The organism is Pseudomonas sp. GNP014 (assembly GCF_054344005.1).
In genome coordinates this window covers 2,217,281-2,232,863 of record NZ_JBTGUS010000001.1, presented here as the reverse complement: position 1 = coordinate 2,232,863, position 15,583 = coordinate 2,217,281, and the positions used below count along the sequence as shown (strand labels likewise).

Genomic DNA, 15,583 nt, shown 5'->3' with positions numbered 1-15,583 from the left:
CTCAGGAATGCGCTTGAGACAATTTGCCGGTGGCTTCAGTACCGCCATGGGTTGGCGGCTCTTTGAGTACCACGCGTTTGATCGGGCCGACGATCACCAGGTAGCTGAACACCGCAACCAGTGCGTTGGCACCAACGAACACCAGCGCCCATTTGAACGATCCGGTGGAGCTGATGATGTAGCCGATCACGATCGGCGTGGTAATCGAAGCGATGTTGCCGAAGGTGTTGAACAGGCCACCGCTCAGACCGGCGATCTGTTTTGGCGAGGTATCGGAGACCACCGCCCAGCCCAGCGCGCCCACGCCTTTGCCGAAGAACGCCAACGCCATGAAACCCACGACCATCCATTCAACGTCGACATAGTTGCAGGCCACGATGCTGCTGGACACCAGCAACCCGGCGATGATCGGTGCCTTGCGGGCGAAGGTCAGCGAATGCCCTTTGCGCAGCAGGTAATCGGAAATCACCCCGCCGAGCACACCACCGATGAAGCCGCAGATCGCCGGCAACGAGGCGATGAAACCGGCCTTGAGAATGGTCATGCCACGCTCTTGCACCAGGTACACCGGGAACCACGTCAGGAAGAAGTAAGTGATGCCGTTGATGCAGTACTGGCCCAGGTACACGCCGAGCATCATACGGTTGGTCAGCAACTGACGAATGTAATCCCACTTCGGCCCGTCAGCCTTTTTGCCTTTGTTCTGGTCCATGTCGACCATGCCGCCGTTGTCGGCGATGAACTGCACTTCCGCTGCGTTGGCCATCGGATGCTGACGCGGGCTGTGGATAACCTTGAGCCAGATCCCCGAGAAGACGATGCCGAACACGCCCATGACAATGAACACGTGCTCCCAGCCAAAGCTATAGACGATCCAGCCCATCAGCGGCGCGAACAGCACGGTGGCGAAGTATTGCGCCGAGTTGAAGATCGCCGAAGCGGTGCCGCGTTCAGCGGTCGGAAACCACGCGGCGACGATGCGCGCGTTGCCCGGGAAGGATGGCGCTTCCGCCAGACCGACGAGGAAGCGCAGCATGAACAGCGCAACAATCGCCGTGGACATGCCGAACTCACCGACAAAGCCTTGCAGCACGGTGAACAGCGACCAGGTGAAAATGCTCAGGGCATAGACTTTTTTCGAGCCGAAGCGATCGAGCAACCAGCCGCCGGGAATTTGCCCGGCCACGTAGGCCCAACCGAAGGCAGAGAAGATATAGCCGAGGGTGACCGCGTCGATGCCCAGATCTTTTTGCAGGCTGGAGCCGGCGATGGCGATCGTGGCGCGGTCGGCGTAGTTGATCGTGGTCACCAGAAACAGCATGAGCAGGATCAAATAGCGGACGTGAGTCGGCTTGGACGATTGCATGTAGATGTACTCCCACTGATTATTTTTATGCGCGGGTGAATCTTCTTTGGTCTGTCTTTTGTGGGAGCTGGCCTGCCGGCGATAGCATCACTGCGGTTGTTCAGTTACACCGCGGTGATGCTATCGCTTGCAGGCCTGCCCCCACAGGTATTGCGTGTATCAGGAGCCTATGTAGGCGGTTTTCACCACGGTGTAGAACTCTTGCGCATAGCGGCCTTGCTCACGTGAGCCATAGGATGAACCCTTACGGCCCCCGAACGGAACGTGGTAATCGACGCCAGCGGTCGGCAAATTGACCATCACCATCCCGGCCTGCGAGTGACGCTTGAAGTGGTTGGCGTACTTCAGCGAGGTGGTGGCGATACCCGCCGACAGACCGAACTCGGTGTCATTGGCCATTGCCAGCGCCGCGTCGTAATCCGCCACGCGAACAATGTTGGCCACCGGGCCGAAGATTTCTTCGCGGCTGATACGCATCGACGCTTCACTGTCGGCAAACAGCGTTGGCGCGAGGAAATAACCTTCGGTGTCGCAGGTCACCAGACCGCCGCCGCTGACCAGACGCGCACCTTCGGACTGGCCGATGTCGATGTACTTCAGGTCCTGTTCAAGCTGCGCCTGGGACACCACTGGACCGATGTCAGTGCCGGATTTCAGGGCGTGGCCGACCTTGATCGACTTCATGCGCTCGGCCATCGCCTCGACGAACTTATCGTGGATCCCGGCAGTGACGATCAAGCGGCTGGAAGCGGTGCAACGCTGGCCGGTGGAGTAGAACGCACTCTGCACCGACAGCTCGACCGCTTGTTTGAGGTCGGCGTCGTCGAGAATGATCTGCGGGTTCTTGCCGCCCATTTCCAGTTGCACTTTGGCTTGGCGCGCCACGCAGTTGACCGCGATCTGCCGACCCACGCCCACCGACCCGGTGAAGCTGATGCCGTCGACTTTCGGGCTCTGCACCAGAGCATCGCCAACCACACGACCGCTGCCCATCACCAGGTTGAACACGCCGGCCGGAAAGCCTGCCCGGGAGATGATTTCGGCCAGTGCCCAGGCGCAACCCGGCACCAGATCGGCCGGTTTCAATACCACGCAGTTGCCGTAGGCCAAGGCTGGCGCGATTTTCCACGCCGGAATTGCAATCGGGAAGTTCCACGGGGTGATCAGACCGACCACGCCGAGTGCTTCGCGGGTGACTTCAACATTGACGCCCGGACGCACCGACGGCACGTAATCGCCGGACAGACGCAGGCACTCACCGGCGAAGAATTTGAAGATGTTGCCGGCGCGGGTCACTTCGCCGATGGCTTCGGGCAAGGTCTTGCCCTCTTCGCGGGCCAGCAAGGTGCCGAGTTCTTCGCGACGAGCCAGAATCTCGGTGCCGACTTTATCCAGCGAATCGTGACGGGCCTGAATGCCCGAAGTCGACCACGCCGGGAAGGCCGCGCGGGCGGCGTCGATGGCGGCGTGAACCTGAGTCAGGTCGGCCTTGGCGTAATCGCCGATGTTGTCGCTCAGTTCCGACGGGTTGATGTTGGCCGAGTAGTCGGCACCAGCAACCCATTCGCCGTTGATGTAGTTGTCGTAGCGTTTTGCAGTTGTCACAGGGGCAGCCCTCAGATCTCAAAGCCTTCACGCAAAAAGCCGCTGATTGCTCAGCGGCCTCGCTTTTATCGGGTGTTACTGCGCACCTTGCTTGTCGATCAGCGCGGCGAGCATTTCGTACTCTTCGCCGGTCAGGTCGGTCAGCGGGGCCCGCACCGGGCCTGCGTCATAGCCGGCGATTTTCGCGCCTGCCTTGACGATGCTCACGGCATAACCAGCCTTGCGGTTGCGAATGTCGAGGTACGGCAGGAAGAAGTCGTCGATGATCTTGCCGACGGTGGCGTGATCTTCACGAGCGATCGCGTGGTAGAAGTCCATCGCGGTTTTCGGGATGAAGTTGAACACCGCCGACGAGTAAACCGGCACGCCCAGCGCCTTATAGGCAGCGGCGTAGACTTCAGCGGTCGGCAGGCCGCCGAGGTAGCTGAAGCGATCACCGAGGCGGCGGCGGATCGACACCATCAACTCGATATCGCCCAGGCCGTCCTTGTAACCGATCAGGTTCGGGCAGCGCTCGGCCAGACGTTCCAGCAGCGGCGCGTTGAGGCGGCAAACGTTGCGGTTGTAGACGACTACGCCGATGTTCACCGATTTACACACGGCTTCAACGTGGGCGGCAACCCCGTCCTGGCTGGCTTCGGTCAGGTAGTGCGGCAGCAGCAACAGACCTTTGGCACCCAGACGCTCGGCTTCTTGAGCGTATTCGATGGCCTGACGAGTCGAACCACCGACACCGGCGAGGATCGGCACACTCGTTGCGCAAGTGTCGACGGCCGTCTTGATGATTTCCGAGTATTCGCTGGCAGCCAGGGAGAAGAACTCACCGGTGCCACCGGCGGCGAACAATGCTGAAGCGCCATACGGGGCCAGCCATTCCAGACGTTTGATATAGCCCGCGCGGTTGAAATCACCCTGCGCGTTGAAATCGGTGACCGGGAAGGACAGCAGGCCGGCGGAGAGGATGGACTTCAGTTCTTGTGGATTCATTTTTCGAACACCCTGGGTAGCAACGTTTTTTGTGAGTTTTATGATTCAGCCAGCGCTGAAGTTGTAGGTCATCGTACAACTTAAAAGATAACCGTCAACTGCATTTCATCGCTGACCAGCATTTTTTGTCGGACAGGATTCTTTCTTGACGTAGGAAAATTCTCATCTAGGCTCGATTTAACTGTATATACATACAGTTAAATTAAACCCGCCGATGACATATCAAGGAGAAAGAAATGTCCGGACTACAGCCCAAACCACAGGAAAGACCCAAGCCGCTCATCGCCCGTTTCGATGATCTGTTCACCAAGACCGGCATCCGCTTCAGCACCGACAACCCGCATCTGGTGCTGCACATTGCCGACGCCCACAGCGATGTCGAACAGGTCACCGGCCTCCCCGGCAAACCGCTCAAAGGCAAAGCGCAATTGCGCTTCGAAGGCGCTGAACACACGGCCATCGGCGACAACACCCTACTGCGCTTCAGCGAAAACGCCGAACCGATCCGTGCGCAAAACGTGCCGTTACACCTGCCCAACGGCCTCGCCCTGACCTACGGCCAGACCCTGGCACTGGGCGGCGATTTCTACGGTGTGGTCGACCGGCCGATCAACGAAGGGGCGACCCCGGCCGATCGCCTGAACCGCTTCAACGCTGCCTTCGATTCCCTTGCCGTGCTGCCGGCGTCCCGTGCCGAGGCGCCGCAGATCCTCGCGGTCATGCAGAAAGAGATCGACGCGGTTAAACAGGCGATCAAGGACGGTAAACAACCGCATGAAGCCTACGATGCGCTAGGAGATACGTTGTCGGAAGAGTGGAACAAGCTCACCGGCGGCGGCAGCTTTGTCTCGGCGCTGTTCCCGCTTGGGCGTTATCTGAAACTGGCGGCGAACAACGCCGATCACTTCGGCGAATGGGCCAGACTGGCCTACATCGCCGGCCACACCGCCGCCCTGCAGACCGCCGTCGCGGCCCGGGCCAGTCACGATGAGCAACAGCTGGAAAGGGCCTACGCGATGAACGCGTTCGCCGACCATTTCCTCACCGACCTGTTCTCCTCCGGGCACCTGCGCGTGCCGCGCAAAGAGATGGCGGCGGTGGTGACGCCGAGCGATCTTGGCTCGCTGGTAACTCGCTTCATGCATGACGAAGACAGCAAATTCGGCCTCAAGGTGCGCAACGCCCATGGCGCTCAATGGCGTGCCTTCGGCGACAAGCGCTATTTCGAGGCCAGCGACGCGGACAACCGTACCCAGGTCAATCTGGCTGTGCAGGCCTCGGCGGATGAAGTCTTCGCCACCTACCTCAGCGGCAATGCGCCCGCTCCGTCGGCGTTCGCCGCGCTGCAACGGCTGCCGGATCTGACGGCGGTACTGAATCTTTCCAGCAACTTCTCGCCGCTGTTCCGGGTCGAGGGCGGCAAAGTACTGCGGCGCAAGGACGTCAACAACCTCAACGACACCGCGACCATCGACGACTGGTGGGGCTGGAGCACCTATCTCTTGCTCAAGAACTACCAGCCCACCGGCAACGTCAATTGAGGAGAACACCATGACGATCACATTGAAACTGGAACTGGCCTCAGGCCAATCGCTCGAGGGTGCGCCGCTGGAACTGTTGGCCAAAGGCCTGCCAATTGCCCGGGCGACCGTGGATGATCAGGGATACGCGACGTTTAACGCCAAACCCGTCACCGGGCCGCTGGCCGTGAGAGTGGATCGCTCGATTCTGCCCACCCTCTAACCCCTTCCCTGCAGGAGCTACCGCAGGCTGCGATCCTTTGACGTTGATTTTTAATGATCAAGATCTAAAGGTCGCCGCCTGCGACAGCGCTTGCAAAAGGAAATTGAAATAGCTGGCAACGAACGGTTTAAAGCGCCTCTGCGCAAAGGCCCGTACCGTGCACAAACCGCCGTGAACGGATCACGGCTCACCTCGCACGGAGAGCGAACCCATGACTTTTGCCCCACCAGTCCTTTCCCAAGCCCCCGGTCACCCACCGGAAAAAGCCACTGTCAGCCTGTCGACACTCGGCGACGAATTGATCCTTCAGGTGCCTGACGCGACCGACATTCCGGCGAACTGGGAGGTCTACCCGATTCTCGGCGCCGATCCCGAAGACCCCGACTGGCAAGGGCAGACCCAGCCCACAGGGATCTGGGACGATGCCAGCGAAGAGGCATTGAAACTCAACGGTATCGAGTTGCGCATCCCCAGGGAGGCGCTCGAAACCTATCTGAACGAAGAGGTTGAGCTGCGCTACAAGTTCGCCGATGAGTCCAGTCTGGAGCCGTGTTCCGAGCCGCTGATGCTCTGCATCGAAACCTGAGGCTCAGCGCTGCGCCTGTGCCTCTTCATGGGCCTGGCGCAATCGTTCGCGGCTGTTGGTCAGGTGCAGACGCATGGCGGCACGGGCCGCATCGGAATCCTGACGGGCGATCGCTTCGTAGATTTCTTCGTGCTCGCGGCTCAGACGGCTCATGTAGTGCTGCTGATCGTCATGCGCCAGGCGCGCGGAATTCAGCCGCGTACGCGGAATGATGCTGGTACCCAGGTGGGTCATGATGTCGGTGAAATAACGATTGCCGGTGGACAGCGCGATTTCCAGGTGAAAGGCGAAGTCCGACGCAACCGCGTCACTGGCGTGTGCAGCGCTTTCGTTGAGCGCATCGAGAGCGGCACGCATGGTTGCCAGTTGCTCCGGGCTGCGGCGTTGCGCCGCGAGCCCGGCCGACTCGACTTCCAGGCTGATGCGCAATTCGAGAATGGCCAGCACATCCCGCAGGGTAACGACGGTGGCCGGGTCAATCCGGAAACCGCTCGGGCTCGGGGTATCGAGCACAAAAGTGCCGATGCCGTGGCGGGTTTCCACCTGACCGGCGGCCTGCAAACGGGAAATCGCCTCGCGCACCACTGTGCGGCTGACCCCATGAGCTTCCATGATCGCCGACTCGGTGGGCAGCTTGTCGCCACGCTTGAGCAGGCCATCGCGGATCTGCTCGCTCAGCACCGTCACCAGTTCCTGGGCCAGGCTGCGGCGCTTGCGTGGGAGGCGCGGGGTGTCGATCAGGTTTTCCATGGTGTGCATCGGGTCTCGAAAATTCGGCTTGTGGGCATGATAGCTCAAGCGGGTTGTACGATCACTTTCCATTTCCATACAAAACCTGTGGGAGCTGGCTTGCCAGCGATGAGGCCATACCTGTCGATGAAGATGTCGACTGAACCGACGCCATCGCTGGCAAGCCAGCTCCCACATGGGATGTGTGTTGATCAGGCAGTCACGGTCTGTTCAACCAAATGGCCGCTGTCGATCCGCACATGCCGTGGGTGGAAGCGTTTCAAACTGCTGCGATGGCCGACGCTGACAATGCTCAGACCCGGCAACTGATCGATCAGCGCTTGGTATAGCGTTGCCTCATCCTCTTCATCCATCGCTGAGGTAGCTTCATCCATGTACAGCCACTGCGGTGCGTAAAGCAATGCACGAGCGAAGGCCAAACGTTGCTGCTCGCCCGGCGACAGCATGCGCTGCCAGTGATTGGCCTCGTCCAGCCGCGCGACCAGATGCGGCAAGCGGCAGGTTTCCAGCACTTGTGCATAACGTTCCGGCGCGTAGGTGTCGCCCGGTTGTGGATAACTGAGCGCCTCGCGCAGGGTGCCGATCGGCAGATACGGTTTCTGCGGCAGGAACAGATACCGCGCCGCCGGCAGCCGAATGTTGCCGTGCCCCGCCGGCCACAAATGCCCCATTGCCCGCAGCAACGTGGACTTGCCGCTGCCGGAGCGGCCGCTGAGCATCACCCGCTCGCCCGGCTCGACAGTCATATCGGCATTGGTCAGCAGATGACGACCGTCGGCCAGATCCAGACCGAGGTTGTGCACCTTCAATTCGCTCCCCTGATTCTGCACATCAATGGCGGGAGTGCGGTCTTCGTTGTCGGTCATGGCCTGGCGGAAACTCAGCAGTCGATCACAGGTGGCGCGCCAGGAAGCGAGGCTCTGGTAAGCATTGATGAACCAACTGAAGCTTTCCTGAACGTTGCCGAATGCCGAGCTGATCTGCATCAGCTCACCGAGCTCAATCTTGCCGGACAGGTAACGCGGCGAAGCCACGATAAACGGAAAGATGATGGCCGCCTGACTGTAACCGGCGGTAAAGAATGTCAGGCGTTTGGACACTTTCATGATGTCCCAGAAGTTGTGCCAGACATTACCGAAGCGGGCGCTCAATCGGCGATTCTCGTTCGGTTCGCCGTTGTACAACGCGATGCTTTCGGCATTCTCGCGAATTCGCACCATGGAAAAACGCAGGTCGGCTTCGAAACGTTGTTGCTGGTTATTCAGACCGATCAAGCGACGACCGATCAAATGCGTCAGCCAACTGCCCACCACCGCGTAAACCAGCACACACCAGAACATGTAGCCGGGAATAGTGACGCCGTACACTTCGATACTGCCCGACACGCCCCACAAAATGATCGAGAACGACACCAGGCTGACAATATTGCGCAGCAGCCCGATGCCCAGTTCAAGCGTGTTGGAGGTGAAGTTGTTGAGGTCTTCGGAAATCCGCTGATCCGGGTTATCGGTGTAACCACCCTGCTCCAGGTGGTAGTAATTCTTGTCGGCAAGCCATCGGGAAAAATGCTTTTCAGTGAGCCAGGCCCGCCAGCGAATCGTCAGCATCTGAGTCAGATAAAGCCGGTAAACGGCACCGATAATCGCCACAGCCGCAATCACACAGAAATACAGGATCAGTTGCCAGAACGCCGCTTCATCCTTCTTTTGCAGCGCATTGTAAAAGTCCTTGTACCAAGTGTTGAACCACACCGAGATACCCACGCTCAGTAGCGAGAGCGCGATCACTGCGATCAACAGCGTCCAGGCCTTGCCCTTCTCTTCACTGCGCCAATAAGGCGTGATGATTCCCCAAACCTTGCGAAAAAACTGCCCGCGCACAGCATCGTTGACCGCGGAATATTCAGCGTTCTGATTCATGGATAAGGCTCAATATAGAAAAGAACAGACACGCACCGATCATAGTAGATCGGTGCGTTTTATCGCGAGGGCTGAAGATAGCCGTTCAGCGCAGGTTCAGCGACGAACCGGGCGCTTCTGCAGTTTGCGCTGCAGGGTGCGGCGGTGCATGCCCAGGGCGCGGGCAGTGGCGGAGATGTTGCCTTCGTGCTCGGTCAGCACCCGCTGGATGTGCTCCCACTGCAGGCGATCGACCGACATCGGGTTTTCCGGCACCAGGCTGTCGAGGTCGGCGTGCTCGGAGAGCAGCGCGGCCAGCACGTCGTCGGCGTCGGCCGGCTTGCACAGGTAGTTGCAGGCACCGCGCTTGATCGCTTCGACAGCGGTGGCAATGCTCGAGTAACCGGTGAGGATCACTACGCGCATTTCCGGGTCCAGTTCCAGCAACTTCGGCAGCAGCACGAGGCCGGAGTCGCCGTCCATTTTCAGGTCCAGCGCGGCGTAGTCCGGCAGGTCAGCCTGGGCGATGGTCAGGCCCTCTTCAGCGGAACCTGCGGTACTCACGCGAAAGCCGCGGCGGGCCATGGCGCGAGCCATGACTCGGGTAAAGGTCGCGTCGTCGTCGACCAGCAGCAGATGCGGCAGCTCTTCGCCTTCGACTTGGATTTCGTCACTCATGTTGGTCTCCTCGGGCGCCGTGGGGCAGGCGCAGCTCGGTGAGCGTGCCGCCTTCCTCATGACTGTAGAGTTTCACTGAGCCGCCGGCGCGTGTCACGCTGGCCTTGCTCAAAAACAGGCCCAGGCCGAAACCTTTGCCCTTGGTGGTAAAAAAAGGTTTGCCGATCTGCTCGGCGATGGCCAGCGGCACGCCGGCACCGTGGTCACGAATGCTGATGGTCACGTTCTCGACGTCCCAGTCCAGGGTGACCTGGAGATTTTCCGGGCAAGCGTCGGCGGCGTTGTTGAGCAGGTTCAACAGCGCCTGAGTCAGATCCGGCGGCGGCGCCATGCGCGGCACACTGCCCTGACCGAGACGCTGGAAGCGGTAACTGGCTTCCGGACGCATCAGGTGCCAGCGGTTCAGCGCTTCGTCGAGCCACTGGGTGACGTCCTGCATCTCCACGGCCATCCGCCGGTTGGCCTCGGCAGCACGCACCAATTGTTGCAGGGTCTCTTTGCACAGTTTGACCTGATCCTGCAGCACTTTCAGATCGTCTTGCAGCATCGGGTCGGGATGATCCTGCTGCATTTCCTTGAGCAATACACTCATGGTTGCCAGCGGCGTGCCCAGTTCATGTGCCGCGCCGGCAGCCTGGGTGGCGACCGCGAGCAACTGCTGATCGCGCAGGCCTTCTTCACGGCGGATCGCCCGCAGCTCTTCCTGGCGGCGCAGCTCCTCGGCCATGCGTGCAGCAAAGAACGTGATGACCGCCGCCGCGAGGGCAAAGCTCAGCCACATGCCATAGATCTGCAGGTTCTCGCGGGCCACCGGCAGGGTTTCCAGCGGGTAGAAACGCGTCAGCATCAAGGTGTACAGCGCCAGCGCAATACCCGACAGAATCACCGAATAACGCCACGGCAGCGTCACGGCGGCGATGGTCAGCGGCACCAGGTAATAGGAAACGAACGGGTTGGTCGAACCGCCGGAGAAATACAGCAGCGCACTGTGGATCACCAGATCGCACGCCAGCTGCAACGCGTATTCGAGCTCGGTCACCGGCCACGATGTGCGCAGGCGCACGGCGGTGAACACGCACAGCAGCGTCGAGCAGCCAAGGGTCATCGCCAACTGCACCCACGGCAACGGCAGCAGTTGCAGCCAGTAGGCCAGGCCGACGGAGCCCGCCTGCGCAGCGAGCACCAGGGTGCGGATGAAGGTCAGCCGCCAGAGGTTCTGGCGAGTGGCGGAAGTCAGTTGTACGGGGGCGAGCATGAGCTCTCCTGATGAGCGCTCCAGGCGGATCGCACGGAGTATAACCAAGCCGCGGCCTTGAGAGGCGAAAGTGCGGCAAACGACCACACCGCAAAAGCTGCAAGTTTCGAGCTGCAAGCTACAAGTGAAAGCGTTTGGCTTGTAGCTTGAGGCTTGCAACTTGAAGCTGCTTTCTGGAGTCTGATGGTTCACGCAGGCCCGAACCAACACCTGCGCCCTTATCAAGGAGCCTTCATGCACACATTTCGCCGCAGCGCCGCCCTTCTCGCCCTGACCGTCGGCAGCGCCGCTAGCCTTCCAGCCCTGGCCGCCGATGAGCTGCACTACAACCAGATTGCCCTGCGCGCCGAAGTCAGCCAGGAAGTGGCCCGCGACCTGATGATCGTGACCCTCTACACCGAAGAACAAAACACCGACCCGGCCAAACTCGCCGCCGACGTCAGCACCACCATGAACAAGGCTCTGGCCCAGGCCAAGCAAGTCAAAGACATCACCCTGCGCCAGGGCAGCCGCAACAGCTACCCGATCTACGACACCAAGGGCCAGAAAATCACCGGCTGGCGCGAACGCGCCGAACTGCGCCTGGAAAGCGCCGACTTCGCCGCCCTGTCCAAACTCACCGGCGAACTGCTGACCGACCTGAAAATGGGCGGCATGGACTTCGCTATCGCCGACCCGACCCGCAAGGCCAGCGAAGACCAATTGCTCAAGGAAGCCGTCACCGCCTTCAAGGCCCGCGCCCAACTGGCCACCGACGCCCTGGGCGGCAAGGGCTACAAAATCGTCAACCTGAACCTCAACAGCAACGGTTATCCACAACCGTACATGCGCGCCCCGATGATGATGAAAGCGGCGGCCATGGATTCGGCGCCAGTGACGCCGGAAGTTGAAGCCGGTACCAGCCAGGTCAGCATGACGGCTGATGGCTCGATTGAAGTGTTGATGCAGTGATTTGATGTGGGCTGAATGAAAAACCGCCGATCGGTGAATGATCGGCGGTTTTTTTATGCCCGGGATTTTTGTGTTGAATGTTCCGTCGCCATCGCGAGCAGGCTCACTCCTGCAATTTGGAATGTGTTCCCCTGTAGGAATCAGCCTGCTCGCGAAGAACGATAACGCGGTCTCAGGTCTGCGGATCAACCCGATCCAGCGCCCGGTTCACCGCCAGCTCGGCCAGCATGATGATCTGCTGAATCGCCAACGCCGTATTACGCTCGGGCCGGCCCAACTGATCGGCAAAATTACCTGCCAGCGTATTCGCCGACGCCAGTGACTCACAGGCATGCGCCAACAGGCTTTCAGTGTCGATGTTTGGCTGGATCAGGAACATCGTACTGGGTTGCCGGGGTTTGACCGGGTCGGGGCTGAGGTAAAAATCCAGGGCGCGTTTGATGGCTTCGCGGTTTTTGGCGAGGTCGTCGGCGCGGATGGCTTCGGCGAGTGGGGTTGTGGGTTCGAGGGGTGGATCGGGGACAATTTTATCTTTCATGAAAATCTGCTCGTCATTCGAGCCAGCCCTTAGCCATTTCTCACGTGGTAAAGGGTGGCAGCTATGTGCGGAGTGAGAAACCGGTGAGCAGAAAACCGGCCAGACCGAAGTCTGCCCGCACACAGCCGCCATAAGGCATCGCGACAGCTTATAAGTCGGCCGCAATTATGGTCTTACTGGTGCTAGTTTCAAGCTCGACGGGTTCTCACACCCGATCGCTGAACATTCAGCGACAACCAGAGCCTAGAGAGCCCACGTCCGACGGACAACCTGAAAACCTTGTGGGAAGGTTCTGATTATTTGACACAAATTTAAACAACCAAAAGCCAACCCTCACCCTAGCCCTCTCCCGGAGGGAGAGGGGACTGATCGAGTCGTTTGGCAGAACTACGCCGACCTGAAATACCGAGTCGAACTCAGGTTCTAAAACAGATCAAAAGCCCCTCACCCTGGCCCTCTCCCGGAGGGAGAGGGGATTGACCGCGGTGTTTGGCAGAACTACGTCGACCTGAAATACCGAGTCGAACTCAGATTCGGAAACAGATCAAAAGCCCCTCACCCTGGCCCTCTCCCGGAGGGAGAGGGGATTGACCGCGGTGTTTGGCAGAACTACGTCGACCTGAAATACCGAGTCGAACTCAGATTCTGAAACAGATCAAAAGCCCCTCACCCTGGCCCTCTCCCGGAGGGAGAGGGGACTGACCGAGTCGTTTGGGAAAACTGACGCCGACCTGAAATACCGAGTCGAACTCAGATTCTAAAACAGATCAAAAGCCCCTCACTGGCCCTCTCCCGGAGGGAGAGGGGACTGACCGAGGTGTTTGGGGGAGCTACGCCGACGTGCGATACCGAGTCGAACTCAGATTTTGAAAAGCCCACAAATCGGCTCCCTCTCCCTAGGGAGAGGGCTGGGGTGAGGGGCGAATCCAACACAAAACCAAAGCCGAACACATCGTGCTCCTCACCACTCAATAGGCCGAGTGTCAGCTCGCCTGCTTTTGATCTTGATCCACGGGCGACATCGGAAGGCTGAGTGGAGGGATTGATCCGGGGGTGGGAGCGCAGCGACCGTTTGGCGCAGCCAAACACAGCGAGAGGAGGTGCAGCGAAGCAAACCGTAGGCGCTGCGCCCGGATCGGTCCCGCAGCGAAGGAACCCCGAGCCCCAGCGAGCGGGCCGCACGTAGGAGCAAGCGTTTTTTTGCTTACTTTTTTTAGGCGTTTGTAAAAAAAGTGAGTCGCCGTAAGGGCGAAACCGTAATCAGCAACACCCGCAGCAACGGATATACACCCAAAGCGCTAGATATACCGAGATAGACACTCCCCCAAGAAAAACGATATTTCCGAAGCCCCCCAAATCCCCGCTACCCTAAAAACACAACCACCTCCAACTCCCCGGGGACTCCATGGAAAGATTCACCCTCAAGCCACTATTAATCACCCTCGCACTAACCGCCATAGCCCCGATCGCCAACGCCGCCACCACCCTGGTCTACTGCTCCGAAGCCAGCCCCGCCGGCTTCGACCCCAGCCAATACACCAGCGGCACCGACTTCGACGCCTCCGCCGAAACCGTCTTCAACCGCCTCACCCAATTCAAACGCGGCGGCACCGACATCGAACCCGGCCTGGCGACAAAATGGGACGTCTCCAGCGACGGCCTGCAATACACCTTCCACCTACGGCAAGGCGTGAAATTCCACACAACGGAATATTTCACCCCGACCCGCGACTTCAACGCCGACGACGTCCTCTTCACCTTCCAGCGCCTGCTCGACCCGGACAACGCCTTCCGCAAGGCCTACCCCGCCGAGTCCCCGTACTTCACCGACATGGGCCTGAACACCACGATCAAATCCGTGGAAAAGATTGACGACCAGACCGTGCGCTTCAACCTGAACAACGTCGACGCCGCCTTCGTGCAAAACCTCGCCATGAGCTTCGCCTCGGTGCAATCGGCCGAATACGCCGCGCAACTGTTGAAGGAAGGCAAAGCCGCCGACCTCAACCAGAAACCGGTGGGCACCGGCCCGTTCGTGTTCAAGCGCTACCAGAAGGACTTGCAAATCCGCTACGCCGCCAACACAGCGTACTGGAAACCCGAAGACGTCAAGATCGACAACCTGATTTTCTCGATCACCCCGGACGCCGCCGTACGCCTGCAAAAACTCAAGGCAGGCGAATGCCAGGTCAGTGGCTACCCACGCCCGGCCGACATCGAAGTGATGGAAAAAGACCCGAACCTGCGCGTGCTCAAACAAGCCGGTTTCAACCTCGGCTTCCTCGCCTACAACACCACTCACCCGCCACTCGACCAGCTCAAAGTGCGGCAGGCACTGGACATGGCCATCGACAAACCGGCGATCATCAAAGCCGTTTACCAAAGCGCCGGCCAACTGGCCCAAAACGCCTTGCCGCCGGCGCAATGGTCGTATGACCCGAACATCAAGGATGCTCCGTACGACCCGGTCAAAGCGCGGGCGCTACTGAAAGAAGCCGGGGTTGCACCGGGTACAACCATCAATCTCTGGGCGATGACGGTGCAGCGCGCATCGAACCCTAATGCGCGAATGTCGGCACAAATGATCCAGCAGGACTGGGACAAGATCGGCATCAAGGCCAACATCGTCAGTTACGAATGGGGCGAGTACATCAAGCGCGCCAAGAATGGCGAACACGACGCGATGATCTATGGTTGGACAGGTGACAACGGCGACCCGGACAACTGGCTCGGCGTGCTCTACAGCTGCGCGGCAGTGAAAGGCAGCAACTACGCCAAATGGTGCGACCCGGCATACGACAAACTGGTGCAGCAGGCCAAGGTCTCCACCGACAAGGCGCAACGGGTAAAACTGTATCAACAGGCGCAACTGATCCTTAAACAGCAGGTGCCGATCACGCCGATTGCCAACTCCACGGTGTTCCAGCCGCTGCGCAAGGAAGTCACTGACTTCCGCATCAGTCCGTTCGGGCTGACCCCGTTCTATGGCGTGGGTATAAATAAGTAACACCAAGCCCCAAGGCGGCGCGCACAACGTGACCCGCGCACCAATTTGGGGCCTCGTTTGCACCGTAAAAACCACCCGCAAACGGTCAAATGCGTCAGAAGTTACACAGATGCGACATTAAGGTACGTTCGTGCCACGCTTTGAGGCCGGCAGTCGCTCTGGATCTTGCAATGGGTATGGTCGCTGCATAAGTATCCGCAGGCACGACTCACGAGGTCG

At 59.6% G+C, this 15,583-nt stretch carries 12 protein-coding genes and 1 pseudogene; 5 read left to right on the top strand and 8 right to left on the bottom strand.

Annotation, left to right across the window (positions count from 1 at the left end; genetic code table 11):
- Nucleotide 1: 1 nt before the first annotated feature.
- From ACXX9E_RS09875 to kdgD, 3 genes and pseudogenes are all read right to left on the bottom strand, one after another.
- Nucleotides 2-1,384, bottom strand: a pseudogene (locus ACXX9E_RS09875) (MFS transporter); the annotation flags it as partial.
- Nucleotides 1,385-1,525: 141 nt separating this feature from the next.
- The gene (locus ACXX9E_RS09870) at nt 1,526-2,971 is read right to left on the bottom strand and encodes an aldehyde dehydrogenase family protein (protein ID WP_457236408.1); all 1,446 of its coding nucleotides are present in this window, start codon (nt 2,969-2,971) and stop codon (nt 1,526-1,528) included.
- Between the two features lie 75 nt (nt 2,972-3,046).
- Nucleotides 3,047-3,958 (bottom strand): 5-dehydro-4-deoxyglucarate dehydratase, encoded by a 912-nt coding sequence (kdgD, locus tag ACXX9E_RS09865; RefSeq protein ID WP_007915340.1) that lies wholly within the window; start codon nt 3,956-3,958, stop codon nt 3,047-3,049.
- A gap of 236 nt (nt 3,959-4,194) precedes the next feature.
- Here kdgD and ACXX9E_RS09860 point away from each other — a divergent pair, with 236 nt between their 5' ends.
- From ACXX9E_RS09860 to ACXX9E_RS09850, 3 genes are all read left to right on the top strand, one after another.
- Complete coding sequence (locus ACXX9E_RS09860; RefSeq protein ID WP_458555368.1) at nt 4,195-5,499, top strand: phospholipase; 1,305 nt, start codon at nt 4,195-4,197, stop codon at nt 5,497-5,499.
- 10 nt (nt 5,500-5,509) lie between these two features.
- Nucleotides 5,510-5,701 carry a hypothetical protein gene (locus ACXX9E_RS09855; protein ID WP_458555367.1) on the top strand — a complete coding sequence of 64 codons (192 nt, stop codon included), beginning with the start codon at nt 5,510-5,512 and terminating at the stop codon, nt 5,699-5,701.
- 211 nt (nt 5,702-5,912) lie between these two features.
- A complete protein-coding gene (locus tag ACXX9E_RS09850; RefSeq protein WP_186748602.1) occupies nt 5,913-6,287 on the top strand; it encodes a hypothetical protein in 375 nt (124 codons plus the stop codon).
- A 3-nt stretch (nt 6,288-6,290) separates the two neighbouring features.
- Here the strand turns inward: ACXX9E_RS09850 and ACXX9E_RS09845 are convergent, their stop codons facing one another.
- From ACXX9E_RS09845 to ACXX9E_RS09830, 4 genes are all read right to left on the bottom strand, one after another.
- Nucleotides 6,291-7,037: a FadR/GntR family transcriptional regulator gene (locus tag ACXX9E_RS09845; protein WP_177490658.1), complete on the bottom strand. Its 747-nt coding sequence runs from the start codon at nt 7,035-7,037 to the stop codon at nt 6,291-6,293.
- A gap of 191 nt (nt 7,038-7,228) precedes the next feature.
- Complete coding sequence (locus tag ACXX9E_RS09840; RefSeq protein ID WP_447808705.1) at nt 7,229-8,956, bottom strand: ABC transporter ATP-binding protein/permease; 1,728 nt, start codon at nt 8,954-8,956, stop codon at nt 7,229-7,231.
- A gap of 96 nt (nt 8,957-9,052) precedes the next feature.
- Nucleotides 9,053-9,613 (bottom strand): response regulator transcription factor, encoded by a 561-nt coding sequence (locus ACXX9E_RS09835; RefSeq protein ID WP_003221630.1) that lies wholly within the window; start codon nt 9,611-9,613, stop codon nt 9,053-9,055.
- Nucleotides 9,606-10,868: an ATP-binding protein gene (locus tag ACXX9E_RS09830; protein WP_123464611.1), complete on the bottom strand. Its 1,263-nt coding sequence runs from the start codon at nt 10,866-10,868 to the stop codon at nt 9,606-9,608. Before ACXX9E_RS09830 ends, ACXX9E_RS09835 begins: the two co-directional genes overlap by 8 nt.
- Before the next feature lie 234 nt (nt 10,869-11,102).
- On the opposite strand from ACXX9E_RS09830, the gene ACXX9E_RS09825 reads away from it, so the two are divergent.
- Nucleotides 11,103-11,819, top strand: a complete 717-nt coding sequence (locus ACXX9E_RS09825) for an SIMPL domain-containing protein (RefSeq protein WP_123464609.1) — start codon at nt 11,103-11,105, stop codon at nt 11,817-11,819.
- Between the two features lie 172 nt (nt 11,820-11,991).
- Here the strand turns inward: ACXX9E_RS09825 and ACXX9E_RS09820 are convergent, their stop codons facing one another.
- A complete protein-coding gene (locus ACXX9E_RS09820; protein ID WP_128614580.1) occupies nt 11,992-12,357 on the bottom strand; it encodes a DUF6124 family protein in 366 nt (121 codons plus the stop codon).
- A 1,405-nt stretch (nt 12,358-13,762) separates the two neighbouring features.
- Between ACXX9E_RS09820 and ACXX9E_RS09815 the strand changes: the two genes are divergently transcribed.
- On the top strand, nt 13,763-15,364 hold the full coding sequence (locus tag ACXX9E_RS09815) for an ABC transporter substrate-binding protein (RefSeq protein WP_458555366.1): 1,602 nt from the start codon (nt 13,763-13,765) through the stop codon (nt 15,362-15,364).
- Nucleotides 15,365-15,583 lie beyond the last annotated feature (219 nt).

Excerpts from the sequence above, each read along its gene's own strand:
- kdgD (WP_007915340.1), bottom strand. The coding sequence starts at position 3,958 with ATGAATCCACAAGAACTGAAGTCCATCCTCTCCGCCGGCCTGCTGTCC.
- ACXX9E_RS09860 (WP_458555368.1), top strand. The coding sequence starts at position 4,195 with ATGTCCGGACTACAGCCCAAACCACAGGAAAGACCCAAGCCGCTCATC.
- ACXX9E_RS09855 (WP_458555367.1), top strand. The coding sequence starts at position 5,510 with ATGACGATCACATTGAAACTGGAACTGGCCTCAGGCCAATCGCTCGAG.
- ACXX9E_RS09850 (WP_186748602.1), top strand. The coding sequence starts at position 5,913 with ATGACTTTTGCCCCACCAGTCCTTTCCCAAGCCCCCGGTCACCCACCG.
- ACXX9E_RS09845 (WP_177490658.1), bottom strand. The coding sequence starts at position 7,037 with ATGGAAAACCTGATCGACACCCCGCGCCTCCCACGCAAGCGCCGCAGC.
- ACXX9E_RS09840 (WP_447808705.1), bottom strand. The coding sequence starts at position 8,956 with ATGAATCAGAACGCTGAATATTCCGCGGTCAACGATGCTGTGCGCGGG.
- ACXX9E_RS09835 (WP_003221630.1), bottom strand. The coding sequence starts at position 9,613 with ATGAGTGACGAAATCCAAGTCGAAGGCGAAGAGCTGCCGCATCTGCTG.
- ACXX9E_RS09830 (WP_123464611.1), bottom strand. The coding sequence starts at position 10,868 with ATGCTCGCCCCCGTACAACTGACTTCCGCCACTCGCCAGAACCTCTGG.
- ACXX9E_RS09825 (WP_123464609.1), top strand. The coding sequence starts at position 11,103 with ATGCACACATTTCGCCGCAGCGCCGCCCTTCTCGCCCTGACCGTCGGC.
- ACXX9E_RS09820 (WP_128614580.1), bottom strand. The coding sequence starts at position 12,357 with ATGAAAGATAAAATTGTCCCCGATCCACCCCTCGAACCCACAACCCCA.
- ACXX9E_RS09815 (WP_458555366.1), top strand. The coding sequence starts at position 13,763 with ATGGAAAGATTCACCCTCAAGCCACTATTAATCACCCTCGCACTAACC.